Source organism: Streptomyces geranii, from assembly GCF_002954775.1.
Lineage (GTDB): Bacteria > Actinomycetota > Actinomycetes > Streptomycetales > Streptomycetaceae > Streptomyces > Streptomyces geranii.
The window spans coordinates 574,414-598,157 of record NZ_KZ672952.1; the positions used below are offsets into that span (position 1 = coordinate 574,414).

Genomic DNA, 23,744 nt, shown 5'->3' on the forward strand with positions numbered 1-23,744 from the left:
ACCACGTCTGCACACCCACCACACCCGCAACCCAACCGTCAGCAGCCGTCTACCTCTTCGGTCTGACCTTTGGTATGTTTCGACGCCACCGAGGCTGCGGGAGGCGTTCGGACTGTGGACTTCGAGCTGACCGAAGATCAGGAAACGATCCGCAAGGCCGTCGCCGGACTGCTGCGCGACTTCGACGACCGCTACTGGATGGAGAAGGACCGGGACCACGAGTTCCCGGCCGAGTTCTACGACGCCGTCGCGCGCGGCGGCTGGCTGGGGCTGACGATTCCCGAGGAGTACGGCGGCCACGGGCTCGGCATCACCGAGGCCTCGCTGCTGCTCGAAGAGGTCGCGCGCTCGGGCGGCGGGATGAACGCGGCCAGCGCCATCCATCTGTCCATCTTCGGGATGCATCCCGTCGTCGTGCACGGCTCCGAGGAGCTGAAGCGCCGGACGCTCCCCCGTATCGCCAACGGTGACCTGCACGTCTGTTTCGGTGTCACCGAGCCCGGTGCCGGTCTGGACACGACGAGCATCACGACGTACGCGCGCCGGGACGGTGACCACTACGTGGTGAACGGCCGGAAGGTGTGGATCTCCAAGGCGTTGGAGTCGGAGAAGATCCTGCTGCTGACGCGCACGGCGAAGGTCGGCGAGGTCGCGAAGCGGACCGACGGGATGACGCTCTTCCTGACCGATCTCGACCGGGCCCATGTCGACATCCGTCCCATACCGAAGATGGGCCGCAACGCCGTCACCTCGAACGAGCTGTTCATCGACGAGCTGCGGGTGCCGGTCGAGGACCGGGTCGGCGAGGAGGGGCAGGGGTTCCGGTATCTCCTCGACGGGCTCAATCCGGAGCGGATGCTGATCGCCGCCGAGGCGCTGGGCATCGGGCGGGTCGCGCTCGACAAGGCCGTGCGGTACGGGAAGGAGCGGGTCGTCTTCGACCGGCCCATCGGCATGAACCAGGGGGTGCAGTTCCCGCTCGCGGACTCGCTGGCCCGGCTGGACGCGGCCGAGCTGGTGCTGCGCAAGGCGACCTGGCTGTACGACCACGGCCGCCCGTGCGGGCGCGAGGCCAACACCGCCAAGTACCTGTGCGCGGACGCCGGGTTCACTGCGGCGGACCGCGCGCTGCAGACGCATGGCGGGATGGGCTACTCGGAGGAGTACCACGTGGCCCGCTATTTCCGGGAGGCGCGGCTGATGCGGATCGCGCCGATCAGCCAGGAGATGATCCTCAACTATCTCGGCTCGCATGTGCTCGGCCTGCCCAGGAGTTACTAGTCACCGGGAGTGAGTCATGAGCGTCAGCAGCGGGTTGTTCGATCTCACCGGCCGCTCCGCGCTGGTCACCGGCGCGGCCGGCGGAATCGGCTCCGCCGTCGCCCAGGCACTCGCCCGCGCCGGTGCCGCAGTACTGGTGACGGACGTGGACGGGGACGCGGCTGCCGTCGTCGCCGGGAAGATCGGGGCCGCCGGGTTCACCGCGGACAGTGCCGCGCTCGACGTACGGGACCGGGCCGCCGCCGATGCCGCGGCGGCGCGGGCGGCCGGGCTCGCGGGCGGGACACTGCACATCGTCGTCAACAACGCCGGAGTCACCGCGCCCGCCATGTTCGACAAGCTGGAGGAGGAGTCGTTCCGGCGGATCGTCGACATCCACCTCATGGGGACCTTCCACTGCTCCCAGGCCGCGCTGCCCTTCCTCCCGGAGGACGGCAGGGGCCGGATCATCAACGTCACGTCGTCGGCCGGTCTCGTCGGGACGCTCGGGCAGGTGAACTACTCCGCCGCGAAGGCGGGCGTCATCGGGTTCACGAAGTCGCTGGCGCGTGAACTCGCGCGCCGCCAGATCCTGGTGAACGCGCTGGCGCCGCTTGCCGCGACGCCGATGACGGAGACGATCCGTACGAACGAGAAGTTCGCCGCCCCGATGCTCGCGCGCATCCCGCTGGGGCGCTGGGCGGCGCCCGAGGAGATCGCGGGCGCCTTCGTCTTCCTCGCCTCGGACGCCGCGTCCTTCGTCACCGGGCAGGTGCTGCCGGTGGACGGGGGTCTCGTGATGTGACGGACGGGGCGGGATGTCATGTGACAGGCCGCACGGGTCCCGGATTGAATGGTCCGGCCGCAGTGGTGTCGCCGACGAGAGGTCTGAACCCGTGCAGAGCGCCGGACGTTCCACCAGTGACCCGCGCTTCGACGTGGTGCGGGTGCCCAAGGCGTCGGACGTGCTGGCCGCCGAGGTGCGGGAGCGGATCCTCTCCGGCGAGTTCACCGAGGGCATGGCCCTGCCGCCGGAGCGTCAGCTGGTCGACCAGACGGGGCTGAGCCGGGCGACGGTGCGCGAGGCGCTGCGCATCCTCGAAGTCGAACGGCTGGTGCGGATCAGGCCGGGGCGCGGCGGCGGCGCCTTCGTGCACCGGCCGGGGCGCGAGTCGGTGGCGAACACGGTACGGCTGGTCATCCGGGGTCAGCAGATCCGCCTTGAGGCGCTGCACGAGACGCGCGAGGCGATCGAGCCGACGTGCGCGGCGCTGGCCGCGAAGCGGCGTACACCGGCCGACCTCGCCGAACTCGACGCGGCGCACGCCGAGTTGGTCGCGGCCGACGACGACGTCCCGCGCTTTCTGCGGGCCAACGTCCGCTGGCACACCGCCGTGGCGAAGGCCGGTGACAACGAGCTGCTGATCGGTTTCATGACCGCGCTCTCCCAGTCGATCTACGCCGCCACGGACATCGACCAGTTCATGGACGCGGAGATCCGCGACGTCACCGCCCGCGCCCACGCCCGCATCACCGAGGCGATCCGGGCGCAGGACGGGCCCGCCGCGATGCGGCGGATGACCCGGCATGTGTGCGGGTTCGCGCGCGCGGCGGCCGAGGCGGACCCGCGGCAGCGCCTGGAGCTGCCCGAGCCGGACAGCGACTGACAGCGACTGACAACGCCTGACGCCGGTTCGCACACGGGGAAGCCACGGCTCCCGCCCCTCCCCATCCAAGCCTCACTCATGCGAGAATGGGATTTCCATTTCGCGTGAACAACACTCTTCACTTTCGGTCTGACCTTTACTAGCATCCGAGATCGACCGACCAGTGACAGTGGCACGGCTGCGAGGGAGAGGGTGCGCATGGGTGAGGCCGGTTCCGTCCTGACCGTGACCGCCGACGGCGATGTCCGTGTCGTCACCCTGAACAGGCCCGACCGGCTCAACGGTGTCTCCGAGGAGCTGCACCGCCGACTCGCCGAGGTGTGGCGGGAGTTGGCGGACGATCCCAAGGCACGGGCCGTCGTTCTCACAGGTGCGGGACGGGCGTTCAGCGCGGGCGGCGACTTCGACCATCTGCGCCGCCATCACACCGACGCCGAGCTGCGGGAGCGGTCGATCCGGCTCGACCGGACGATCCAGACGGAGATGATCCGCTTCCCGCTGCCCGTCGTGGCCGCCGTCAACGGCCCTGCGGTGGGCCTGGGTTGCAGCCTGGCGCTGGGCTGCGACCTGGTCCTGATGGCCGACGACGCCTATCTCGCGGACCCGCACATCTCGGTGGGCCTGGTGGCCGGCGACGGCGGTGTGACCCTCTGGCCGCTGCTCACGAGCCTGCTGCGGGTGAAGGAGTACCTCTTCACCGGGGACCGCATCCCCGCCGCGACGGCGGTCCAACTGGGCCTGGCCAACCGGGTGGTGGCGTCCGCCGACCTCCACCAGGAGGCGCTGGCGCTGGCCCACCGGCTGGCGGCGCAGCCCGCGGAGGCGCTGCGCGCGACGAAGGCGGCGCTGGCGGCCGTGGTGGAACAGGCGACCCGGGGCGGCATGGAGGCGGCGCTGATGGCCGAGCGGGCCACGATGACCAGCCCGGACCACATCCGGATCATCGACGAACTGGCGTCGCGGGCCGAACGCCGTTCGCAGGGCGGGGAGTGACCGCCCGTGGAGACCAAGGAGTTCGTGCTCGTACGTGACCTGCTGCGGTCGTTCGCCGCCCGGTTCCGCGTGGGCTCGGCAGACGACGTCAAGCCCTCGGCCGGCGCCGCCGCGCAGGAGGCGCTCGGCGAGCTGGGCCTGGGCGAACTGCGCCGGTCCACTCCCCCGGCCGCCACCGTGCAGGAGTGCGCACTGCTCGCCGAGGAACACGGCGGCCTGCCGCTGCCCACCTCCCTCCTCGGTACGGTCCTGCTGGCTCCGGAACTGCTCCGCCTGCTCGGAGCACCAGCGGCGCCCGGCGGCACCCCGACGATCGCCCTCGCCCGCGACCTCCGTTTCCCCGACGCGAGCCCCTCCCCGCTCGTCGCCTGGGACAGCGAGGGCGCGGACGAGGCGCTGTGCGTGCACCCGGACGGGACGGTGACGGCGGTGGGCCTCGGGCAGGCGGCACCGAGCGTGGATCTGCTGCGGGCGATCCGTACGGCGGGGCCGGCGCGGCGCGTGGTCGGACGGCTCACCCTCGCCGGACAACGGCACTGGCAGGCGTACGCGTTGGTCGTCGTGGCCGCCGAACTCATGGGCGCGGCACGGTCGTTCGTCGGGCAGAGCGTGGCGTACGCGCGGGAGCGCAGCCAGTACGGGCGGCCGGTCGGGTCGTTCCAGGCGGTGCAGCATCTGCTCGCCGACGCGACCGTACAGGTCGAGGCCTGCGCCAGCGCGACCCGGTACGCCGCCTGGTGTCTCGACCACGAGTCGCCGGAGCGGGCGCTGGTCGCCGCGCGGGTCGCGAAGGCCGAGGTGAACAGGTCAGCGGTGGAGGCGGTGTACGCCGGTATGCAGGTGTTCGGCGGGATCGCGCAGACGTGGGAGCACGTGGCGCACCTGTATCTGCGCAAGGTGCGCGTGGGCGCGACGGTGCTGGCCACGACGGCCGATCTGCTGACGGCGCTGGCCGAACCGGAGCCGGCGGCAGTGGCAGTGGTGGAGGCGGTGCGATGAGCGACGTCCCGCTGGACTTCGGCGACCCCGCCGACCTGAACCGGCTCCGTACGGAGTTCCGTGCCTGGCTGGCCGAACACCCGCTCCCCGAGCGTCACTTGGACGAACCGGCACCCGTCTTCCTGCTTCGCTGGCACCAGCTGCTGCACTCGGGTGGCTGGGTCGGTCTCGATGTGCCGGAGCGGTACGGCGGTCGCGGTCTGACGGCTCTTCACCAGGTCGCGATCAGCGACGAGTTGGGCGCCTGCCGGGCCCCGGGGGTCCCCCGGATCGGCTATCTCGCCCACGCCCTGCTGGAGTTCGGCTCCGAGGAACAGCGGCTGCGCATGCTGCCGAGGATGCTGGCGGGCGACGACGTCTGGTGTCAGGGGTTCAGCGAGCCTGGCGCGGGCTCGGACCTCGCCGGGATGAGCACCTTCGCGGAGCGCCGCGGCGATCACTACCTGGTCCGGGGCCAGAAGCTCTGGACCAGCTACGCCCAGTACTCCGGCCTGTGCCTGCTCCTGGCCCGCACGGACCGCACCGGCTCACCGCACCGCTCGATCACGGCGTTCGCGCTGCCGCTGGACCGGGCGGGCGTGACCGTACGGCCGTTGCGGGCGGCCAACGGGGACGACGAGTTCTGCGAGCTGTTCCTCGACGACGTACGCGTCGAGGAGTCCGAGCGGGTCGGCGCCGAGGGCGACGGCTGGCCGCTGGCGATGACGACGGTGTCGTACGAGCGCAACGCCCTCGACACCGGCCATCTGTCGAAGTACGGGCTGCTCGTCGAACGCCTGCGCTCCGCCGCCCGGTTGCGGGCGGACCCGCTCCCGGACGGGCTGCGTTCGGAGATCGGGCAGTGCTACGTGGACTACGAGGTCCTGGTGGCGCATGCCAGGCGCCGTACCGCCGAGCGGCTGAGCGGGCAGGCGGCCGGACCCGAGTCGTCCATCGACAAGCTGCTGATGACGAGGGCCGAGCAGCGGCTGTACGAGACGGCGCTCAAGGTGTTTCCGGAGCAGCTGGCCGAGGACGGCGGCGAGATCTTCGGTGAGTATCTCTATTCCAGGGCCGCCTCCGTGTACGGCGGTACTTCCCAGATCCAGCGGAACATCATCGCGAAACGGGTCCTTCATCTCCCTTCGTCCGGCCAGTCCTGAGCCCTGGAGCCCCTGGAGCCTGCTCGATGCGATTGCGATTGCGGTACGACGAAGAATTCCTGACCATTCCCCATGTGGTCACAGTGGCCGCCGAGCGCTTCGGGGACGACATCGCGCTGATCGACGGGGACAGCCGCTGGAGTTTCCGCGAGCTGGAACAGCGGATGACGCAGGCGGTGCGGGCCGCCATCGCGCTGGGTGTGGAGAAGGGTGACCGGGTTGGGCTGTGCGCGCCGAATTCCGCGGAGTGGATCTTCGCGGCACTGGGTATTCAGGGCGCGGGGGGTGTGGTCGTCCCGCTCAACACCCGATTCAAGGCGGGCGAGATCTCCTACATCCTGCGCAAATCGGGAGCGAAGGCGGTTTTCGCTTCCCCCTTCCTCGGCAGTGACTACATCGCCGAACTGGTCAAGCACGACCCGGATCTTCCGGCTCTCCGCCGGACGGTGTCGATTCGCGGCCCGCAGGGTGCCGCTGAACTCTCCTGGGCGGAATTCCTGCGGGCCGGTGAGGCCGTCCCCGCAGCCGCCGCCGAGGAATCGATCGAGCGGCTCACCCCGGACGACATCTCCGACGTGATGTTCACGTCCGGCACCACGGGCCATCCCAAGGGCGTCATCCTCACCCACGGTCAGTCGCTGCGGGCGTACGGCTGGATGTCCGAGGAGTACACCTTCCGGCGCGGAGACAGTTTTCTCGTCATTCCGCCGTTCTTCCACTGTTTCGGCTACAAGGCGGGCTGGCTGGCATCCCTGATGCACGGCGTGACGGTCATTCCGATGGCCGTGTTCGATCCCGGACAGGCGCTGGAGATCATCGGCAGGGAAAGGGTGAGCATTCTCCTCGGCCCGCCCACGATCTTCCACGACCTCATCAACCACCCCGACCGTCCCGCGCACGATCTTTCATCACTCCGCGTTTCCATGACGGGCGGCACCACCATTCCGGAGTCGCTGATCCGGGCCATGAAGTCGGAGTTGTCCTTCGACATCGTGATGAGCGCGTACGGGCTGACCGAGTCGTCCGCCTTGGTGACGACCACCCGCATCGGGGATTCCGAGGAGACCGTGGCCCGTACGACCGGACGTGTCATTCCGGACGTCGAAGTGTGGATCGTCGACGCGGAAGGGCGGGAACTCGGGACGGAACAGGACGGCGAAATCCTCGTCCGGGGATACAACGTCACCCAGGGCTATTGGGAGGACCCCGAGGCGACCGCCGCCACGATCGACGCCGAAGGCTGGCTGCACACGGGAGACGTCGGGCGGCTCGACTCGGCCGGAAACCTCTCGATCGTCGACCGGAAGAAAGAGATGTACATCGTCGGTGGATTCAACGCCTATCCGGCGGAGATCGAGAAACTGCTGCTCACGTACGAGCCGATCGGGCAGGTGGCCGTGATCGGGGTGCCCGACGAGCGGCTCGGCGAGGTCGGCTGTGCCTTCGTCGTGCCGAAGGCGGGGTACGAGGTCGGCGAGAAGGACATCGTCGAGTGGGCGCGCGAGCACATGGCCAACTTCAAGGTGCCGCGCCATGTCCGCTTCAGCGACCAACTCCCGCGCAACGCGAGCCAGAAGGTCCTCAAGGACGAGTTGCGCGCACGGTTCGAGGCGAAGGCCTGACATGGCCGAGGAGACGCGGACCGTCGGGCCGCTGGCCGGCATCACGGTGGTGACCTTGGAGCAGGCCGTGTCCGCTCCCATGTGCACCCGTACGCTCGGCGACTTCGGCGCCCGGGTCATCAAGGTGGAGAACCCGCAGGGCGGCGACTTCGCCCGGCACTACGACGATGTGGTGAACGGCCTCGCGGCGCACTTCGTGTGGATCAACCGGGGCAAGGAGTCGGTCGCCCTGGATCTCAAGTCCCCAGGCGGTATGGCGGTGTTGCACCGCCTGCTGGACCGCGCCGACGTCCTCGTCTCCAACCTCACCCCCGGCACCACGGCCAAACTGGGCATCTCCCCGGCCGACTTGGCCGTACGGCACCCGGAGCTGATCGCGGTCGAAATCGACGGGTACGGTCCTGGCGGCCCCCTCTCCCACAAGCGGGCGTACGACCTGCTGGTCCAGGCGGAGGCGGGCGCGTGCGCGGTGACCGGGCTGGCCGGGGCTCCGGCGAAGCCCGGGCCGCCGATGGCCGACGTGGGCAGCGGGCTCTACGCGGCCCTGTCCATCATGGCGTTGCTGTACGAGCGCGGGCTCGGGCTGCGTACCGGGCCGGCGTCGGTCGCGGTGTCGTTGTTCGACACGATGACGGAGTTGATGGGTTACCCGCTCACCTATACCCAGCACTCGGGGGTCGACCAGCAGCCCATGGGGATGGGCTCGCCGGCGGTGTCGCCGTACGGGGCGTACGCCACGGCCGACGGTCACACGGTCGTCCTCGGGACGACGAACGACCGTGAATGGCAGCGGTTCGCAAGGGAGTTGCTGGGGCGGCCGGACCTGGCGGACGACGAGCGGTTCGCGACCACGCCCGGTCGGGTCGCCCATCGCGACGTCCTGGACGCCGAGATCGGCGACTGGTGTGCCCGCCATGAACTGGCGTATGTGCAGAGCAGCGCGGACGCGGCCGGGATCGGCAACTCGCGGTTCAACAAGCCGAGTGAGGTGGTCGCGCATCCGCATCTGAAGGCGCGGGACCGGTGGCGGGAGGTCGACACGCCGTACGGGCCGATCTCCGCGCTGCTTCCACCGCCGGTGATCTCGGGCTACGAGCCACCGATGGGCGCGATCCCGGCGCTGGGTGAGCATACGGCCGCTGTGCTCGCCGAGTTGGGCATCGACGAGCAGGGCGAAGACGTGGACGGGGGCGGGACGCCGTGAGCGGCGGGGAGCCCGTGCTGCTCCGCGACGACCGGGACGGCGTGCGGACCCTGACGCTGAACCGGCCGCACCGGAAGAACGCCATCGACGCGGAGTTGTGGGACGCGCTTCGGGAGGCGTTGGCGGACGCCGGGCGTGATCGTGCCGTGCGGGCGCTGGTGGTGACGGGGGCCGGAGGTGCCTTCTGCTCGGGCGCCGACATCTCGGGCGGGCTCAGTAGTGTGCATCCTCTCTACCGGATGCGGACGTTGAGCGAAATCGCCCTGCTGCTGCACGAGTTGCCGGTCCCGACCATCGCCAAGGTGACCGGGGTCGCGGTCGGGGCGGGGTGGAATCTCGCGCTCGGCTGCGATCTGGTCGTGGCCACGCCGGAGGCGCGGTTCTCGCAGATCTTCGCTCGGCGTGGGTTGTCGTTGGACCTCGGGGGTTCCTGGCTGCTGCCGAGGCTGGTCGGGTTGCAGCAGGCCAAGCGGCTCGCCCTGCTCGCCGAGACGATCGGGGCCGAGGAGGCGCGGGCGCTCGGGCTGGTGACGTGGGTGGTGGCGGCCGAGGACGTGGACGCCTTCGTCGACGGTCTCGGGGCGCGGCTGGTGGCGGGGGCGCCGATCGCGATCGCGCAGACCAAGGCGCTGCTGAACGAGGGCGCCGACCGGACGCTGCGGGACGCGCTCGCGAACGAGGCGCGTGCACAGGGGGTCAACTTCGCCACGGCCGATGTGTCGGAGGCGTTCTCGGCATTCGTGGAAAAGCGGGAGCCGTCCTTCGACGGGCGGTGGGCGGTGCCGGGGAGCGGCGGCCCGGACCCAGTGAACTCGGCGGCGCCAGGCGCCCCTTCGGTCAGGAGGCCGTAGTGCGAGTGCGGGAAGCGGTGATCGTGGCGGCGGTGCGCACGCCTGTGGGCAAGCGCGGCGGGGGTCTCGCGGGCGTTCACCCGGCCGACCTGTCCGCTGTCGTGCTGCGTGCGCTCGTCGAGCGGACGGGGATCGATCCCGGCGTCGTCGACGATGTCGTCTGGGGGTGTGTGTCGCAGGTCGGCGACCAGTCGAGCAACATCGGCCGCTACGCGGTGCTCGCGGCAGGCTGGCCCGAGAGCATTCCGGGGACGACGGTCAACCGGGCCTGCGGGTCGAGTCAGCAGGCGCTGGACTTCGCAGCGCAGGCCGTGATGTCGGGGCAGCAGGATGTGGTGGTCGCGGGCGGGGTCGAGGTGATGAGCCGGGTTCCGCTGGGGTCGGCGCGGGCTTCCGGGATGCCGTACGGGCCTCAAGTCCTCGCGCGGTACGACGACTTCTCGTTCAATCAGGGGGTGTCCGCCGAGCTGATCGCCCAGAAGTGGGGGTTCACGCGGACGCGGCTCGACGAGTTCGCCGCGCTCTCGCACGAGCGGGCCGCGGCGGCTCTGGACTCCGGGGTGTTAGAGGAGCAGATCGTGCCGGTGGGTGTCGGTGCGGAGACCGTGGGGGCCGTGGGGGCCGTGGGGGCCATGGGGGCCGTGGGGGCCGTGGGGGCCGTGGGGGCCGTGGGGGCCGTGGGGGCCGTGGGGGCCGTGGGGGCCGATGAGGGTGTGCGGCGCGGGACCAGTGTCGAGACTCTCGCGCGCCTCAAGCCCGCGTTCCAGGACGACGGTGTGATCCACGCGGGCAACTCCTCCCAGATCTCCGACGGCGCCGCCGCGCTGCTGGTGACGACACCTGAGAAAGCACGGGAGTTGGGCCTCGCACCGCTCGTGCGGTACCGCGCGGGTGTGGTGATCGGCGCCGACCCGGTGCTGATGCTGACCGGGCCGATCCCCGCGACCGGGCGGGTGCTGCGGAAGGCGGGCGTCGGACTGTCCGAGGTCGGCGTCTTCGAGGTGAACGAGGCCTTCGCCCCCGTACCGCTGGCGTGGCTCGCCGAGACGGGGGCCGATCCGGCGCTGCTCAACCCGCTGGGCGGTGCCATCGCGCTCGGGCATCCGCTCGGGGCGTCCGGCGCGGTCCTGATGACCCGCATGATCCACCACATGCGGGAACGCGGCCTGCGCTACGGCCTGCAGACCATGTGCGAGGGCGGCGGCACAGCGAACGCCACCCTCATCGAACTCGCCTCCTGACAGGTGCAGTTGGAAGAAGACGGGAGCAGTTGTGCGCCGAGACATCTTCACGCCCGACCACGAGGCGTTCCGCGGGCTGGTCCGGGACTTCGTGGCGAACGAGGTGGTCCCGTACTACGCGGACTGGGAGGAGGCCGGGCGGCTGCCCCGCGAACTCTTCGAACAGCTCGGCTCGCTGGGCCTGTTGGGCATGTCCGTGCCCGAGGAGTACGGCGGCGCGGGCCTGGCCGACTACCGCTACAACGTGGTCCTCCAGGAGGAGGCGGCCCGGGCGCTGGTCACCCTGGGCACGGTACGCACCCAACTCGACGTCGTGCTCCCCTACTTCCTCACCTACGCCGACCAGGAGCAGCGCGCCCGCTGGTTCCCCGGCCTCGCCGCCGGCAAGCTGCTCACGGCCGTCGCCATGACGGAACCCGGCACCGGGTCCGACCTCGCGGGCATCCGCACGACCGCCGTGCGGGACGGCGACTCGTACGTCGTCAACGGGGCGAAGACGTTCATCACTGGCGGGCTGCTCGCCGATCTGGTGGTCGTGGTGGCCCGGACGGCCACCGATCCCGACGACCGGCGCGCGGGGCTGACCCTGCTGGTCGTCGAGGACGGCATGCCGGGGTTCACCCGGGGCCGGGTCCTGAAGAAGATGGGCATCCGAGTGCAGGACACGGTCGAGCTGGCCTTCGCCGACGTCCGGGTCCCGGTCGCCAACCGGCTCGGCGAGGAGGGTGCAGCCTTCGGCTACCTGGGCCACAACCTGGCGCAGGAGCGGATGACGGTGGCGGTCGGGTCGGTCGCGCAGGCGCGGGCCGCCCTGGACACGACGGTCGGGTACGTGAAGGAGCGCAGGGTCTTCGGGAAGCCGGTCGCCGCCTTCCAGAACACCAAGTTCGAACTGGCCGCCGTCGCCGCCGAGTTGGAGGCGGCACAGATGATGCTGGACCGGGCGGTCCTCGAACTCGTAGCCGGCGAACTGTCCGGCGCTGACGCGGCGAAGGTCAAGCTGTTCTGCTCGGAGATGCAGGCCCGGGCCGTCGACCGCTGTCTTCAACTCTTCGGCGGATACGGCTATATGCAGGAGTACCCGATCGCCCGGCTCTACACGGACGCACGCATCACGCGCATCTACGCCGGGACGAGCGAGGTCATGAAGGTCATCATCGCCAAGTCGTTGGGACTGTGATGCCGGAACTACCTTCCAGGACAGCTGATTTCGAGGGGCGGACCGGCGCCGCCCTCATCGCCGGTGGTACCGGGGGTATCGGTGCGGAGATCGTGCGGATGCTGGCCGAGCGGGGGAGCGACGTGGCGTTCACGTTCCGCACCAACGAGGCCGCAGCGGAGGCGCTCGCCGGTGAGGTGAAGGCGTACGGGCGTCAAGTCCTGTCCCTTCGGCTGGACTTGGGGGACGAGGACGCGACGGCGGAGGCGGTGGCCGGGGCCGACGAGGCGTTCGGAGGGCTGCACACCGTCGTGTACGCGGCCGGTCCGCACGTACCGATGAGGCATCTCAGCAAGGTGACGCCGAGCGAGTACCGTGCCCAACTCGACGCGGACGCCGGGGCGTTCTTCAATCTGGTCCATCCCGCGCTGCCGAGGCTGCGGGAGACGCGGGGCAGCATCGTGGCGGTGACCACGGTGGCCACTCGCCGTTTTCCGGTTCGTGACGGGCTGTCCTCTGGTACCAAGGGGGCCGTCGAGGCGGTGGCACGGGCGCTTGCGGCGGAGGAGGGGCGGTACGGGGTGCGGGTCAACTGCGTTGCACCCGGGATGCTCAATGACGGGATCGCCGCGCGTCTGATCGCCTCCGGGGAACTGGACGAGGCGGCTCTCGCTGTCACCCGGCGCAATATTCCGCTGCGGCGGTTCGGGGCGGCGACCGACATCGCGGAGGCGGTGGTGTTTCTCGCTTCGGGGCGGGCGGGGTTCATTACCGGGCAGGCGTTGGGGGTGGATGGGGGGTACAGCGTTTGAGTGGTCGGGTGCGGCGCCGTCGTGGCTGGTCGCGCAGTTCCCCGCGCCCCTAGGAGCGGGCTTCGCCCGTCCCGGGGGCGGGGATGCGGCGGCCCCCGACGAACGCCGCCCTTACGGTGTCTGCCGAGAGTACGTCCAGTGCCTCCCTCAGGGGTACGCGGAGCAGGCACAGGTCTGCCGTCGCTCCTATCCTCAATCTCCGTGTCCTGGCCGGGTGTTGGGGCTCACCGGTGAAGAGGTCAAGTGCTGCTTCCGGGTGCAGGGCCTCTCCCCCACGCCGTTCGACGGTGGCTCGCATGACCGCCCACGGGTCGTGCGTCCCGTACGGGGCGTCGGTGCCTGCCGCCAGGGGGATGCCCGCGTCGGACAGGGAGCGGCAGCGGTAGAGGTGAGGGCGGTCGTCGGGGTCCACGTCGGTGGCGTAGGCGTGGCCTCGTTCGGTGGGGAAGTGCGGTTGCGTCACGACTGTCACCCCGAGCTGCTTGATCCAGGGGATCGTCTCGGCCGGGACGACGGACGCGTGCTCGATGCGGTCGCCGTCGACCGGGCCGGTCTGGTCCAGGGCGAGGAGAGTCACCAGCAGCTGTACCCGGGTCACGCAGTGGACGGCCACCGGGCGCGGCCTCAACGAGGCGATCCTGGCCGCGAGTTCGGCCGGGGCGGGGAGCGTGGCGTCGTCCAGCATGAGCTTCACGGGGGCGTCCACCGTCATCACGAGCAGCCGTTGCGGGAGTACCGACAGCAGGTCGAGGAGGCCGTCCGCCGGGTGCGGGTCGGCGTTGGTGAATCCCGTGACGCCCAGCGCCGCCGCCCTGCGGCCCACGCCCTCCATGTCCAGCCGGACGGGCGGTACGAATCCGCGCAGCCGTTCGTCCTCGCGCCAGAACCGGCCGTCGCCCGTTCCCGTCTCCAGTCCGGACGCCCGTAGCGCGGCGCTGTTCCACACCCACAGCGCGCCGGTCCGGTGCTGGACGCGGACCGGGCGGCCCGGTGGCGTCAGGGCGTCGAGAGTCCAGCGGTCTAGTTCTCCCGCGACGCTCTCGTGGTAGCCGACGGCCCGTACCCAGTCCCCAGGTGGCCCGCCGCGCAGCGCCTCGGCGAGTCCGTCGCGGCCGGTGACGTCCGCCGGGCCGACCCGGACGGACGCGGTGTCGGCGGCCAGAGCCGCGAGGTGTACGTGGTGGTCGTGGAGGCCGGGCAGCAGGGCGCCGCCTCGCCCGTCGAGGTCGTCGGGCTCGTCTGATCCATCGGGTTCGTTGCTCGTCGCGTCCAGCCGCTGTCCGATCTCCGTGATGCGTCCGCCCCGGACGCGTACGTCCACTCGTCCCCTGCCCCTGACCTCGACGTTCCTGATCAGCACGGCGTCGGCACCAGGGAGGCGGCGCAGGCCGACATGGACAGGCTCAGCAGCTCGCCGCCCCCGTCGGCGAGTGAGCGCGCCGTGGCGTGGGCGGCGTGGATGCCGGTGACCGGGTCGGCGAGCGCGTCGCCCGCGAAGACGGGGTCGCCCTGTGCGTCGAGGCCGGTCAGGCCGCCCGCGACGGCCGCGTCGTCGCCGAACGCGATGCGGTCGTCGTCCCTGCCGTACCCGGTGATGCTCACCCAGACCCGTCCCGGACGGGCGGCGAGGAACTCCTCCGCGTGGATGCCGAGCCTGCGCAGTGCCCGTGCCCGGGACGCCTCGATGACGATGTCGGCCCCGGCGACCACCTCGGCGAGCGCGCCCGAGGCGAAGTCGAGGACCAGGCTGTCGTGGCCGTCGTGCAGCCAGCGGTAGAAGGCGGGCGATCCGGCGCGGGCGCCGTCCGGTCGGGTCGTGCTCTCCACCTTCACCACCCGGGCGCCTGCCAGGCCGAGGAGGCGGGCGCAGAGGGGGCCCGCCCAGAGGGCCGACAGGTCGACGACGCGGAGGCCCGCTGGATCGCGTACGGTCGCGCTCCGCTCGCCGAGGCGCCCGCTCCGTACCGGAGGGCCGCTCGCGGAGGCGTGCTCGGCGGCGGCGATGCCGAGCAGTTGCGCGTTCGCCGCCACCTCGGCGGCCGGGGTCCGCTTCACCGCCTCCTGGAGCGGCTCGCCCTCCGCCCCGGACAGGAGTGCGACGAGCGCCGGTACGGCTGCCAGGTCGTCGGGGCGGGCGAGGTTGACGGCGGTCCAGCCGTCGGCGGCCCGGAGGAGGTGGCAGGAGCCGCCTGCCGAGGTGCTGGTGGGGAGGGGGTGGCCGGTCAGCCGGGCGCGGAGGAAGAGGGCGGTGGGCAGGTCGACGGGTACGTCCGTGAGGGCGGTGTACTCCTTCGCGACCGAGGCCAGCGGGGGCAGATACGGCTCCACCGTGTCCATCCACGGCCCCGCCCACGTGTCGAGAGCGTCATTCTCCAATGATCAAACGCCCTTCTCTTCCGAGGTGACCCCAAATTACACTCCGCCCGTGACCTTGGACTCCCCCTTCGTCCTCGTCGACCTCGACCGTGGACCGCGCCCCGACCTCGGCCCAGGTGCGCCGGGAGTGAGCGGGCGGGTGCTGGTGGGCGTCGCCGAGCGGCCCGTCGAAGCCGACAGCGACTTCGACATCCTCCTCACCGGCGCTCCCGACTCGCCCCGCCCGTGGGTGAGTTGCGCCGACCCGCACGGCACCGCCCGGCGGCTCGCGGAGATCGTCGCGACCCGTCCGGCAGCCTCCGTAGCGCTGACGCAGGTGCTGCGGATGGGGCCGACGCTGGCGCCGGCCGACCGTCTCGTGGTCGAGTCGCTCGCCTATTCGACGCTCCAGGGGTCGGCAGTCTTCCGCGCCTGGCTGGACTCGGCGCCCGCTCGTACGCCGCGCCCCTCCCCCGCGCCGGTGCTGCTGGGCCGGGACGGTGACCGGCTCGCCATCACGCTCGACCGGCCGCAGGCCCGCAACGCCATGGACGCGGGGACGCGGGACGCCCTGTGCGAGGCACTGGAGGTCGCCGTCTCTGATCCGTCGATCACGCGGGTCGACCTGTACGGCAACGGCCCGGCGTTCTGCGCCGGCGGCGACCTCAGCGAGTTCGGCACGGCGAAGGATCCCGCGCAGGCCCATCTGGTGCGCGTGCACCGCAGTCCGGCCGCGCTGCTTCAGCGGTGCGGGGCGCGAGTCACCGCGCATCTGCACGGTGCGTGTGTCGGGGCGGGGATCGAGTTGACGGCGTTCGCGGGGCGGGTGCTGGCTGCGCCTGACACGGTGATCCGGTTGCCCGAGGTGGGGATGGGGCTCATTCCGGGGGCGGGGGGTACGGCGAGTCTGCCGCTGCGGATCGGGCGGGAGCGTACGGGGTATCTGGCGTTGTCGGGAGAGGAGTTGGGGGCTGCGGAGGCGCTGCGGTGGGGGTTGGTCGACGAGGTCGTCGAGTACGCCGGTGAGGGTGGCTGAGGGCTCGGCGGGAGGTGTCGTATCGCGAACTTCCGGGCCGCTCAGCCAGTGCACGGAGTCGCGGCCGGACGCCGTCCGGCGGTGAAAGCGGCCGGTGGGACGCCCATGAAGTGGCGGAACTCGCCCGTCATGTGGGACTGGTCGTAGTAGCCCGCCGTGGCGGCGATGTCCGACCACCGGCCGGTGCCTGCCGCGAGCACCGTACGGACTCGGGCGATGCGCGCGAAGTGCTTGGGCGAGAGGCCGGTGCCCTCGGCGAAGAGGGTGTGCAGTCGGCGCTCGCTGATGTGCAGCCGGGCGGCGGTCGTGGCGACGGTGGAGCCGAGCAGGAGCCGCGCCGCCTCTTCGAGGCGTGCCGGGGGTTCCGGGCGGTCGGCCAATGCCTCGTCGAGAGCGGCGATCGGGTCGGCGGCTAGCCGGTCAATGTCCAGGCCCGGCAGTTCGCGGAGCGGGAGGGCCCGGTCGGCGATGTCCCGCAGTGGGCGGCCGAGCAGGGCCTGGGCACGCCCCGGCCGCATGCGCACCCGCAGGCACGACCGCCCCGGCGGACCCATGTGATAGGCGGCCCGGGTGCGCGGGCCCATGACGATCAGCTCACACTCCTCGATGCGCAGGAGGAGGGTGGTTGCGTGATCGGGTACGTCGACCGCCGCCGAGCCGGCCGCCACGGCGATCTCGACTCCGGCCACCCAACGCCCAAGGCTGGGCGGCACGTTGAGAGAACGCACCCGGTCCACGATAGTGCCGAAACTTCCTATAGACCGGGCTGCGGGCGATGCGATCGTCGGGCCATGATCCTCGTAACCGGTGCCACCGGCACCATCGGTAGTCATGTCGTACGTCAACTCACCGCGCTGGGCCTGCCGTTCCGGGCGATGTCCCGCCGCGAGCAACCGGGCGGGGTGCGGGCCGACTTCGACGACCCGGCGTCGCTGGCGCGCGCGGAGGTCGGCGTCGACACGGTGTTTCTGGTGACCGTGCCGCCCTTGCCGACGGCGGACCATGACATCGCCCTGCTGACGGCCGCGCGGGCGGCGGGCGTCCGGAAGATCGTCAAGTTGTCCGCGATCGGCAGTGGCACGCTGTTCGACGGGGCGACCGTCGGAGCCTGGCATGCCGACGCGGAGGAGGCGATCGAGGCCGCCGGGTTCGTCTGGACGATGCTCCGCCCGCCGAGCTTCGCGTCGAACTTCCTGTACCACCGGGCGCTCATCCAGGCCGGGGAACCCATTCCGAACCTGGTGGGCGAGTCCCGGCAGGCCGTCGTCGACCCGAGGGACGTGGCCGCCGTCGCCGTCGCAGCCATGACCGGCGATGCGCACGACGGTCGGCGGTACGACCTGACCGGGCCGGAGTTGCTGACGTTCGCGGAGCAGGCGGCGGTCCTGGAGCGGGTCCTGGAACGCCCGGTCAAGACCACGGACGTGAGCGCTCTCGACCAGCTGCCGCCCGAGGTGATCACCGGGATCGGGTGGGCGCGGGCCGGTGGCGCGGCCTATGTGACCGACCATGTGGCACGGGTGCTCGGTCGACCGGCGGGCACGTTCGAGCAGTGGGCGCGGGACCATCGGGCGGCTTTCGCGGCGATGCCGTGACCCGGCCGCGCCGACGGGCACTCGGCTGTCCGGCGCGAGGCCGACAGGCGCGCGCCGCACAGCAGAGTGGCCGCCGGGCCCGAGGCCATCGGGGACGCGGCTGTCGAGCCCGAGGCCATCGGGGACAGGAGCCTCCCGCTTCTTGCGCGTGATCCCGTCCCCCGGTGCTCTTTCAGGGACGCCTCACTCCCCCGTCCACACCGGCGCCCTCCGTTCCGCGAACGCCTTCGCCCCCTCCGTCGCGTCCGCGCTGCGGAACACCGCCTCGATCTCGGCCGGTTCGGCCCAACGGCGTTCCCTCATCAGCTTCTTGGTCATGGCGACGCCCAACGGGCCGTTCTCCGCGATGCGTTCGGCGAGGGACAGGGCCTCCGCACGGACGGTGTCGGGCGGTACGACCCGGTTCACCAGACCGATCTCCCGGGCCCTGGTCGCCGTGATCAGTTCACCGGTGAGGCCCATCTCCAGCGCTACGGCGAGAGGGATGCGGTCGGCGAGGGTGGTGGCGCCGCCCGCCGCGAAAAGGCCTCGCTTCACCTCGGCGATGCCCAGGGACGCGGTGTCGGCGGCGACCACCAGGTCGCAGGCCAGGGCCAGTTCGAAGCCGCCGGCCACCGCCGTGCCGTTGAGGGCCGCGACCACCGGGGTTGCCACGCCGTCGCGGTAGAACCAGCTCAGGCCGTCGAAGCGGGCACCCCGCGCGAACGCCTTCAGGTCCATGCCGGCGCAGAAGGCCGGGCCCGCGCCGGTGAGGACGATGGCCCTGACGGCCGGGTCCGCGTCCGCCTCTTTCAGGACCGCCGAGAGTTCCTGCAGAAGCTCCGGGTTCAGGGCGTTCCGTGCCTCGGGCCGGTTCATCGTGGCCACGAGGACGTTTCCCACCCGCTCGGTCAGGACCAGGTCGTCCGGATCGCCCAGGTCTTCCTGCGGCATGGCAACTCCCGTTCGGTTCAGTGAGGTTCACTTCGGTGCGGTTCACCTCGGTGCGGTTCAGTCGGACGCGGGCAGCGGCTTCGCCGCCTTGATGGTCATCGGCGTGCCGTCGCAGGCCAGTTCGCCCGCTCCGGAGGCGGTGCAGAGCAGTTCGAGGGTGCCCGTGGAGTCCACGTACCGCTTGCCGATGAGGGTGCCCGAGCCGGGGGCCTTGGTCTGCGGTGCGGTGGACGCGGGCACCATCGGCTCGCCCGCGCAGGTGAGTCGGGGCTGTCCGTCGGTGGCGGGGGCCCGGATCACGACCACGCGGGTGCCGCAGGCGGTGCTGGCGAGCTGGTCGCCGGGGCGCAGGGTCGTTGCCGGGGTGGTCATGGCGGGGTTTCCCTTCGGACTGTCGGTCGGGGACTCGGGGTCATTCCGGGTCCCGCAGCCGCTCCGGCTCGCGCAGCCGCTCCGCGAGCAGGCTGACGTCGTACGACTGGCGAGCCATCCAGAACCGCAGGAAACCGGTGAGGGAGTAGCGCAGGAAGAGTGCCGAACCCACGACGCCCGCGGCGACTCCGGCGATGCCGAGGGCCAGGCCGTCGTTCTGGACGAGCGGGTCGAGGGTGTTGTGGGTGACCAGGTAGCCGGAGGCGCCGAGGATCACGCCGAGGGCCATCAGTACGCCGCCGAGACGCAGCCAGAGCTGGGAGCGGGCGGTGGCCGGGTCGGGGATCTTCAGTTCGGTCAGTTCGCGGACGAAGCGGTCCGCACGTGGCTCGGTGGATGTCATGCGGAACTCCCGAGGTAGAGAGCGGACAGTTCGGCGCGCAACCCGTCGTCGGGGTGGCCCTGGCGTTCGACCCTGCCGCGTACGAGTACGGCGGCACGGTCGGCGATGTCGAGTACGGCGGCGGCGAACTGCTCGACGACCAGGACGGCCACGCCCTGGCGGGCGATCTCGGCGACCTGTTCGTACAGGCGGGCGACCACCAACGGGGCCAGTCCCATGGAGAGTTCGTCGAGGAGGAGGACGGCCGGGTCGGTGGCGAGGCCCCGGGCGAGGGCGAGCATCTGCTGTTCGCCGCCGGACATGGTGCCCGCCGGTTGGGAGGCGCGGCGGGCGAGGGCGGGGAAGCGGGTGTAGGCGATGTCCTCGATCTCGGCACGGGTGCGGCCGGTGTAGGTCATCATCAGGAGGTTGTCGCGGACCGAGAGGTTGGGGAACACCCCGCGTCCCTCGGGGATCATGCAGACTCCGGCGCGGGCCAGGTCGCGTGCGACGGCGCCCGTCATGTCCCGACCGCCGAGCAGGAGTTGGCCCGAGTCGACCGGGTGGACGCCCGCCGCGATCCGCAACGTGGTCGTCTTTCCGGCGCCGTTGGGGCCGAGCAGCGCCACCACCTCGCCGGCGGCGACGCTCAGGTCGACTCCGTGCAGGACGGTGATGCGTTCGTGGGCGGCGCGGATGCCGCGCAGTTCGAGTAGCGCGTTCACGCGTCCCCCAGGTAGGCGGCGAGGACCGTCTCGTCGTTGCGGATCACCTCGGGCGGGCCGACGGCGATGACCTTCCCGAGGTCGAGGACGTACACGTCGTCGCACACGCTCATGACGAGGCTCATGTCGTGTTCGACGAGGACGACCGCCGTGCCGTCGTCGGCGAGGGAGCGCAGGAGGGCGGCGAAGCGTTCGGTCTCCTCGGCGTCCTGTCCTGCGGCGGGTTCGTCGAGGAGGAGCACCTTGGGGCGCAGGGCGAGCGCCCGGCCGACCTCGACGAGGCGGCCGACGCCAGTGGGGAGGGTGTCGGGGGCGGTGTCGGCGAGGCCGGTGAGGCCGAGGCGGTCGAGGATCTCCTTGACCACGCCTGCCGCGCGCGGGCGTTCGGGGCCGAGTTCGGCGGCGACGAGCAGGTTGTCGTGGACGCTGAGGCGGCCGAACAGCTCCAACCGCTGGAAGGTACGGGCGAGTCCGCACTTGGCGCGGGCCGAGGGGCGCATACGGGTGACATCGCGGCCGTCGAGGTGGACCCGGCCCGAGGACGGTCTGCGCAGCCCGGTCGCGACGTCGAACAGGGTACTTTTTCCTGCTCCGTTGGGCCCGATGAGCCCGGTGATGCGGCCTGGCTCGGCGGTCATGCCGACCCCGTCCAGGGCCCGGTTCCCGCCGAAGGAGACCGTCACTCCACTAACTCGCAGCGACGCCACGGGCCAGCACCTCCTCGTCCTCCGGGCGCCAGTCGCGCCGTACGCCCCACCACTCGACCGGAATCTCCGGCTCGGCCGCCGGGGCCTGCCGGGCGCTCGCCCAAGTCCGTAGTGCCACCGCCACGACGAGGGCGCCGCCGAGGAAGGTCCAGCCGTCGATCAGGTCGCCGAGGCGCAGCAGCCAGGCCGTGGCCAGCCAGGCGAGCAGTGCCGTGCGGGCGATGCGGTCGCGGCCGAGCGGTTCCCACTGGTGGCGGAAGTGGGCCGCGATGCCGTCGGGGTTCTTGCCGAGGCCCATCCCGGCGAGGGCGGGCAGCAGGGCGACCGGGTTCTGCAGGGAGGGCGCGAGGGTGATCAGGGCGTTGGTCGGTCCGATGAGGGCCGTGCCGGTGAACAGGCCGTTGCCGACCGCGCCGAGGCCGCCGATCACCGCGACCAGGAAGAGCGGCAGCCCGGCGATGAGGTTGAACTGGTCGGGCGTGATGGCCCGTTGCTGCATTCCGTAGAGCGCGCCGCCGAGGCCCGCGATGCCCGAGGCCAGTGAGAACACCAGCACCTTGGCGAAGAGGAGGTTGCCGCCGAGAGTGGCGTAGGCGGCCTCGCTGTCGCGCAGGGCGATCAGCCGTCGCCCGAACCGGCCCCGGCGCAGCGCCGCCACCAGGACGGAGGCGAGGGCGAGACAGACGGCGGCGAGCACCATCAACTCCTCGCCGCTGTCCAGTCGTAGGCCGAAGAGCGAGGGTCCGGTCACCTCCACCGAGCCCTGGTCGAACAGGGCGACCTCGACGCCGAGGACGTGGAAGGCGGGGAGGGTGAAGATCCAGCGGTCGAGCACGACGGCGAACGCGGCGGTGCCCAGGGCCAGATACACGCCGGACAGGCGCAGCGCGGGCAGCGCGATCAGCGCCCCGGCGACCGCCGCGACCAGCACCGCGAGGCCCAGGGCCCAGAGTTGACCGTGCGCGCCGAAGTGCGCCCAGACGACGGCGCCGATGCCGGCCATGCTCAGCTGGCACAGGGAGATCTGGCCCGCGTAGCCGGTCAGGGGGACGTAGGAGAGGGCCACGATGCCGAGGGAGAAGATCGGCCCGTAGGTGATGAGGTCGGCCTCGCCGAGGACGGAGGCCAGGACGACGCCGAAGGCGATGGTGGCGGCGGCGAAGACGAGGGTGCCGCGTGCCGTCGGGACCGGGACCGGTGCCAGGCGGCGGTCGCGTCCGCGCAGCCGTCGGTGCGGGAACACCAGGAGGGCGATGAACAGGAGCAGGGCGGGGGCGGCGAGGCGCAGGCCGGGCAGGTAGTCGTTCTGCGGGAGGTAGCCGGTGAGGTAGCTCTCCGTGCAGCCGATGACGACGGCGCCGATGAAGGTGAGCGGCACGCTGCGCAGCCGGCCGAAGACGGCGGCGGTGTAGGCGCTGACGATCAGGAGGGAGAGCTGGGCGGCGTCCAGGGTGACGGTCGGTGCGATGAGGATGCCGCCGAGGGCGGCGAGTTGAGTGCCCAGAATCCAGGCGGCCTTGTTGGCCCGTACGGGATCGGCGCCGGTGAGTCCGACGAGTGCGCGGTCGTCGACGGTGGCGCGCATCTCGGCGCCCGCGCGGGTCCGGTAGAGCAGCAGGCGCAGGGTGATGGCCACCGCGACCGCGACGGCCATGGTGATGGCCTGGTGCCAGGTGACGGCGGCCGGGCCGATGTGGAAGGGCGGCCGGTCGTCGAAGAACGCGGGGAGCGGCCGGGCCACGTTCGGATCCCAGATCCAGCGCGCTACCCCAATGAGGCCACTCAATAGTGCGACGGTCATCACCAGGCGTTCCGCTTCCCCCAGCGCCTGGACGGGCCGCAAGATGAAGCGTTCGACGAGAAGTCCGAACGCCGGGGCGAGCAGAAGCAGGACGACGGCCAGTGCGATCGGAACCGGCCAGCCCCAGCCGACGGTGAGCTGCCAGTAGCTGAACGCCGAGAGCATGCCCGCGGCGCCATGGGCGAAGTTGAAGACGCCGGTGGTGGTGTAGGTGAGCACGAGGCCGCTGCCGATGACCGCGTAGATCGCGGCAGTGCTCAGACCGACGATGCCGAAGGTGAGGAACTGGTCCATGACACGCCGTCACTCGAAGTCGGGGTCGGCCGACCGAGTGTTCCCCTCTCTGGAGCTGGAAACTAGCTTCTCAGTTGGAGAGAATCAAGCATTCGGACAAGGCTGGGAGAAACCATGACCGGACAGCGCAGGGGAACCGCCATCGCCATGACCGACGCGGAGCGGGACGCGTTTCTGCGCGACCAGCCCGTGTGCCGGGTGGCGACCGTCGGGGCCGGCGGGCACCCCCATGTCAGTGCTCTGTGGTTCGTGTGGGACGGGACGGCGCTGTGGCTGAACTCGCTGGTCCGCAGCCAGCGCTGGACCGATCTCGACCGCGATGCCCGGCTGAGCGTGATCGTCGACGACGGGGGTGCCGACTTCATGCGGCTGCGCGGGGTGGAGCTGAAGGGCAGCGTCGAGGTGGTCGGCGAGACACCTCGGAAGGGGGCACCCGTGGAGGAACTCCGGGAGCCCGAGCGGCTGTTCGCGGACAAGTACGCGGGCGGCAAGGACTTCCCGTACGACGGGCGGCACGCCTGGCTGCGGGTGACCGCGGAGAAGGTGGTGAGCTGGGACTTCTCGAAGCTGCGGAAGGACCGTTGACGCCTCGGC

At 71.3% G+C, this 23,744-nt stretch carries 24 protein-coding genes; 15 read left to right on the top strand and 9 right to left on the bottom strand.

Annotated elements, in window-relative coordinates; genetic code table 11:
* Positions 1 to 114 precede the first annotated feature (114 nt).
* From CW359_RS02320 to CW359_RS02375, 12 genes are all read left to right on the top strand, one after another.
* Positions 115 to 1,281 (top strand): acyl-CoA dehydrogenase family protein, encoded by a 1,167-nt coding sequence (locus tag CW359_RS02320; protein ID WP_105967965.1) that lies wholly within the window; start codon positions 115 to 117, stop codon positions 1,279 to 1,281.
* Between the two features lie 16 nt (positions 1,282 to 1,297).
* Entirely contained in the window at positions 1,298 to 2,065 is a 768-nt protein-coding gene (locus CW359_RS02325; protein WP_105967966.1) for an SDR family oxidoreductase, read from the top strand.
* 91 nt (positions 2,066 to 2,156) lie between these two features.
* Positions 2,157 to 2,927, top strand: coding sequence for a FadR/GntR family transcriptional regulator (locus tag CW359_RS02330; protein ID WP_232838175.1), 771 nt, complete (start codon positions 2,157 to 2,159; stop codon positions 2,925 to 2,927).
* Between the two features lie 198 nt (positions 2,928 to 3,125).
* On the top strand, positions 3,126 to 3,920 hold the full coding sequence (locus CW359_RS02335; protein WP_105967967.1) for an enoyl-CoA hydratase/isomerase family protein: 795 nt from the start codon (positions 3,126 to 3,128) through the stop codon (positions 3,918 to 3,920).
* A 6-nt stretch (positions 3,921 to 3,926) separates the two neighbouring features.
* Entirely contained in the window at positions 3,927 to 4,919 is a 993-nt protein-coding gene (locus CW359_RS02340) for an acyl-CoA dehydrogenase family protein (protein WP_105967968.1), read from the top strand.
* A complete protein-coding gene (locus CW359_RS02345) occupies positions 4,916 to 6,061 on the top strand; it encodes an acyl-CoA dehydrogenase family protein (RefSeq protein WP_105967969.1) in 1,146 nt (381 codons plus the stop codon). Before CW359_RS02340 ends, CW359_RS02345 begins: the two co-directional genes overlap by 4 nt.
* Positions 6,062 to 6,087: 26 nt before the next feature.
* A complete protein-coding gene (locus tag CW359_RS02350; protein ID WP_198655040.1) occupies positions 6,088 to 7,683 on the top strand; it encodes a FadD3 family acyl-CoA ligase in 1,596 nt (531 codons plus the stop codon).
* 1 nt (position 7,684) lies between these two features.
* On the top strand, positions 7,685 to 8,887 hold the full coding sequence (locus tag CW359_RS02355; protein WP_105967971.1) for a CaiB/BaiF CoA transferase family protein: 1,203 nt from the start codon (positions 7,685 to 7,687) through the stop codon (positions 8,885 to 8,887).
* Positions 8,884 to 9,738 carry an enoyl-CoA hydratase/isomerase family protein gene (locus tag CW359_RS02360; RefSeq protein WP_105967972.1) on the top strand — a complete coding sequence of 285 codons (855 nt, stop codon included), beginning with the start codon at positions 8,884 to 8,886 and terminating at the stop codon, positions 9,736 to 9,738. The genes CW359_RS02355 and CW359_RS02360 overlap by 4 nt, the downstream gene beginning before the upstream one ends.
* Positions 9,739 to 9,743: 5 nt before the next feature.
* Positions 9,744 to 10,979, top strand: coding sequence for a thiolase family protein (locus CW359_RS02365; protein WP_105968213.1), 1,236 nt, complete (start codon positions 9,744 to 9,746; stop codon positions 10,977 to 10,979).
* Positions 10,980 to 11,010: 31 nt separating this feature from the next.
* Entirely contained in the window at positions 11,011 to 12,159 is a 1,149-nt protein-coding gene (locus tag CW359_RS02370; protein ID WP_105967973.1) for an acyl-CoA dehydrogenase family protein, read from the top strand.
* The gene (locus tag CW359_RS02375) at positions 12,159 to 12,950 is read left to right on the top strand and encodes an SDR family NAD(P)-dependent oxidoreductase (RefSeq protein ID WP_198655041.1); all 792 of its coding nucleotides are present in this window, start codon (positions 12,159 to 12,161) and stop codon (positions 12,948 to 12,950) included. Before CW359_RS02370 ends, CW359_RS02375 begins: the two co-directional genes overlap by 1 nt.
* 49 nt (positions 12,951 to 12,999) lie before the next feature.
* On the opposite strand, the gene CW359_RS02380 is transcribed toward CW359_RS02375, so the two are convergent.
* Both CW359_RS02380 and CW359_RS02385 read right to left on the bottom strand, forming a co-directional pair.
* Positions 13,000 to 14,310, bottom strand: coding sequence for an amidohydrolase family protein (locus tag CW359_RS02380; RefSeq protein ID WP_105967974.1), 1,311 nt, complete (start codon positions 14,308 to 14,310; stop codon positions 13,000 to 13,002).
* Entirely contained in the window at positions 14,304 to 15,287 is a 984-nt protein-coding gene (locus CW359_RS02385) for a CoA transferase (RefSeq protein WP_105967975.1), read from the bottom strand. The genes CW359_RS02380 and CW359_RS02385 overlap by 7 nt, the downstream gene beginning before the upstream one ends.
* A gap of 88 nt (positions 15,288 to 15,375) precedes the next feature.
* Here CW359_RS02385 and CW359_RS02390 point away from each other — a divergent pair, with 88 nt between their 5' ends.
* Positions 15,376 to 16,341 carry an enoyl-CoA hydratase/isomerase family protein gene (locus CW359_RS02390; RefSeq protein ID WP_105967976.1) on the top strand — a complete coding sequence of 322 codons (966 nt, stop codon included), beginning with the start codon at positions 15,376 to 15,378 and terminating at the stop codon, positions 16,339 to 16,341.
* 41 nt (positions 16,342 to 16,382) lie between these two features.
* Here CW359_RS02390 and CW359_RS02395 read toward each other — a convergent pair whose 3' ends face one another.
* Positions 16,383 to 17,069: a helix-turn-helix domain-containing protein gene (locus CW359_RS02395; protein WP_232838176.1), complete on the bottom strand. Its 687-nt coding sequence runs from the start codon at positions 17,067 to 17,069 to the stop codon at positions 16,383 to 16,385.
* A gap of 63 nt (positions 17,070 to 17,132) precedes the next feature.
* Between CW359_RS02395 and CW359_RS02400 the strand changes: the two genes are divergently transcribed.
* Positions 17,133 to 17,936 carry an NAD(P)H-binding protein gene (locus CW359_RS02400; protein WP_105967978.1) on the top strand — a complete coding sequence of 268 codons (804 nt, stop codon included), beginning with the start codon at positions 17,133 to 17,135 and terminating at the stop codon, positions 17,934 to 17,936.
* A gap of 183 nt (positions 17,937 to 18,119) precedes the next feature.
* Here CW359_RS02400 and CW359_RS02405 read toward each other — a convergent pair whose 3' ends face one another.
* From CW359_RS02405 to CW359_RS02430, 6 genes are read right to left on the bottom strand one after another with little or no spacing between them, the layout of a single operon-like run.
* Entirely contained in the window at positions 18,120 to 18,869 is a 750-nt protein-coding gene (locus tag CW359_RS02405) for an enoyl-CoA hydratase-related protein (RefSeq protein WP_105967979.1), read from the bottom strand.
* Between the two features lie 57 nt (positions 18,870 to 18,926).
* The gene (locus CW359_RS02410; protein ID WP_105967980.1) at positions 18,927 to 19,241 is read right to left on the bottom strand and encodes a hypothetical protein; all 315 of its coding nucleotides are present in this window, start codon (positions 19,239 to 19,241) and stop codon (positions 18,927 to 18,929) included.
* A gap of 40 nt (positions 19,242 to 19,281) precedes the next feature.
* On the bottom strand, positions 19,282 to 19,644 hold the full coding sequence (locus CW359_RS02415) for a hypothetical protein (protein ID WP_105967981.1): 363 nt from the start codon (positions 19,642 to 19,644) through the stop codon (positions 19,282 to 19,284).
* Positions 19,641 to 20,348, bottom strand: coding sequence for an ABC transporter ATP-binding protein (locus CW359_RS02420; RefSeq protein WP_105967982.1), 708 nt, complete (start codon positions 20,346 to 20,348; stop codon positions 19,641 to 19,643). Before CW359_RS02420 ends, CW359_RS02415 begins: the two co-directional genes overlap by 4 nt.
* Positions 20,345 to 21,055: an ABC transporter ATP-binding protein gene (locus CW359_RS02425; protein WP_105967983.1), complete on the bottom strand. Its 711-nt coding sequence runs from the start codon at positions 21,053 to 21,055 to the stop codon at positions 20,345 to 20,347. The genes CW359_RS02420 and CW359_RS02425 overlap by 4 nt, the downstream gene beginning before the upstream one ends.
* Positions 21,036 to 23,150, bottom strand: a complete 2,115-nt coding sequence (locus CW359_RS02430; RefSeq protein ID WP_105967984.1) for a branched-chain amino acid ABC transporter permease — start codon at positions 23,148 to 23,150, stop codon at positions 21,036 to 21,038. The genes CW359_RS02425 and CW359_RS02430 overlap by 20 nt, the downstream gene beginning before the upstream one ends.
* Before the next feature lie 114 nt (positions 23,151 to 23,264).
* Between CW359_RS02430 and CW359_RS02435 the strand changes: the two genes are divergently transcribed.
* A complete protein-coding gene (locus CW359_RS02435; RefSeq protein ID WP_105967985.1) occupies positions 23,265 to 23,735 on the top strand; it encodes a pyridoxamine 5'-phosphate oxidase family protein in 471 nt (156 codons plus the stop codon).
* Positions 23,736 to 23,744 lie beyond the last annotated feature (9 nt).

What these genes read in the sequence shown, in the direction of transcription:
- CW359_RS02345 (WP_105967969.1), top strand. Translation starts at nt 4,916, where the DNA reads ATGAGCGACGTCCCGCTGGACTTCGGCGACCCCGCCGACCTGAACCGG.
- CW359_RS02410 (WP_105967980.1), bottom strand. Translation starts at nt 19,241, where the DNA reads ATGACCACCCCGGCAACGACCCTGCGCCCCGGCGACCAGCTCGCCAGC.
- CW359_RS02435 (WP_105967985.1), top strand. Translation starts at nt 23,265, where the DNA reads ATGACCGGACAGCGCAGGGGAACCGCCATCGCCATGACCGACGCGGAG.
- CW359_RS02405 (WP_105967979.1), bottom strand. Translation starts at nt 18,869, where the DNA reads ATGCCGCAGGAAGACCTGGGCGATCCGGACGACCTGGTCCTGACCGAG.
- CW359_RS02355 (WP_105967971.1), top strand. Translation starts at nt 7,685, where the DNA reads ATGGCCGAGGAGACGCGGACCGTCGGGCCGCTGGCCGGCATCACGGTG.
- CW359_RS02400 (WP_105967978.1), top strand. Translation starts at nt 17,133, where the DNA reads ATGATCCTCGTAACCGGTGCCACCGGCACCATCGGTAGTCATGTCGTA.
- CW359_RS02335 (WP_105967967.1), top strand. Translation starts at nt 3,126, where the DNA reads ATGGGTGAGGCCGGTTCCGTCCTGACCGTGACCGCCGACGGCGATGTC.
- CW359_RS02325 (WP_105967966.1), top strand. Translation starts at nt 1,298, where the DNA reads ATGAGCGTCAGCAGCGGGTTGTTCGATCTCACCGGCCGCTCCGCGCTG.
- CW359_RS02350 (WP_198655040.1), top strand. Translation starts at nt 6,088, where the DNA reads ATGCGATTGCGATTGCGGTACGACGAAGAATTCCTGACCATTCCCCAT.
- CW359_RS02375 (WP_198655041.1), top strand. Translation starts at nt 12,159, where the DNA reads ATGCCGGAACTACCTTCCAGGACAGCTGATTTCGAGGGGCGGACCGGC.
- CW359_RS02415 (WP_105967981.1), bottom strand. Translation starts at nt 19,644, where the DNA reads ATGACATCCACCGAGCCACGTGCGGACCGCTTCGTCCGCGAACTGACC.
- CW359_RS02430 (WP_105967984.1), bottom strand. Translation starts at nt 23,150, where the DNA reads ATGGACCAGTTCCTCACCTTCGGCATCGTCGGTCTGAGCACTGCCGCG.
- CW359_RS02385 (WP_105967975.1), bottom strand. Translation starts at nt 15,287, where the DNA reads ATGGACACGGTGGAGCCGTATCTGCCCCCGCTGGCCTCGGTCGCGAAG.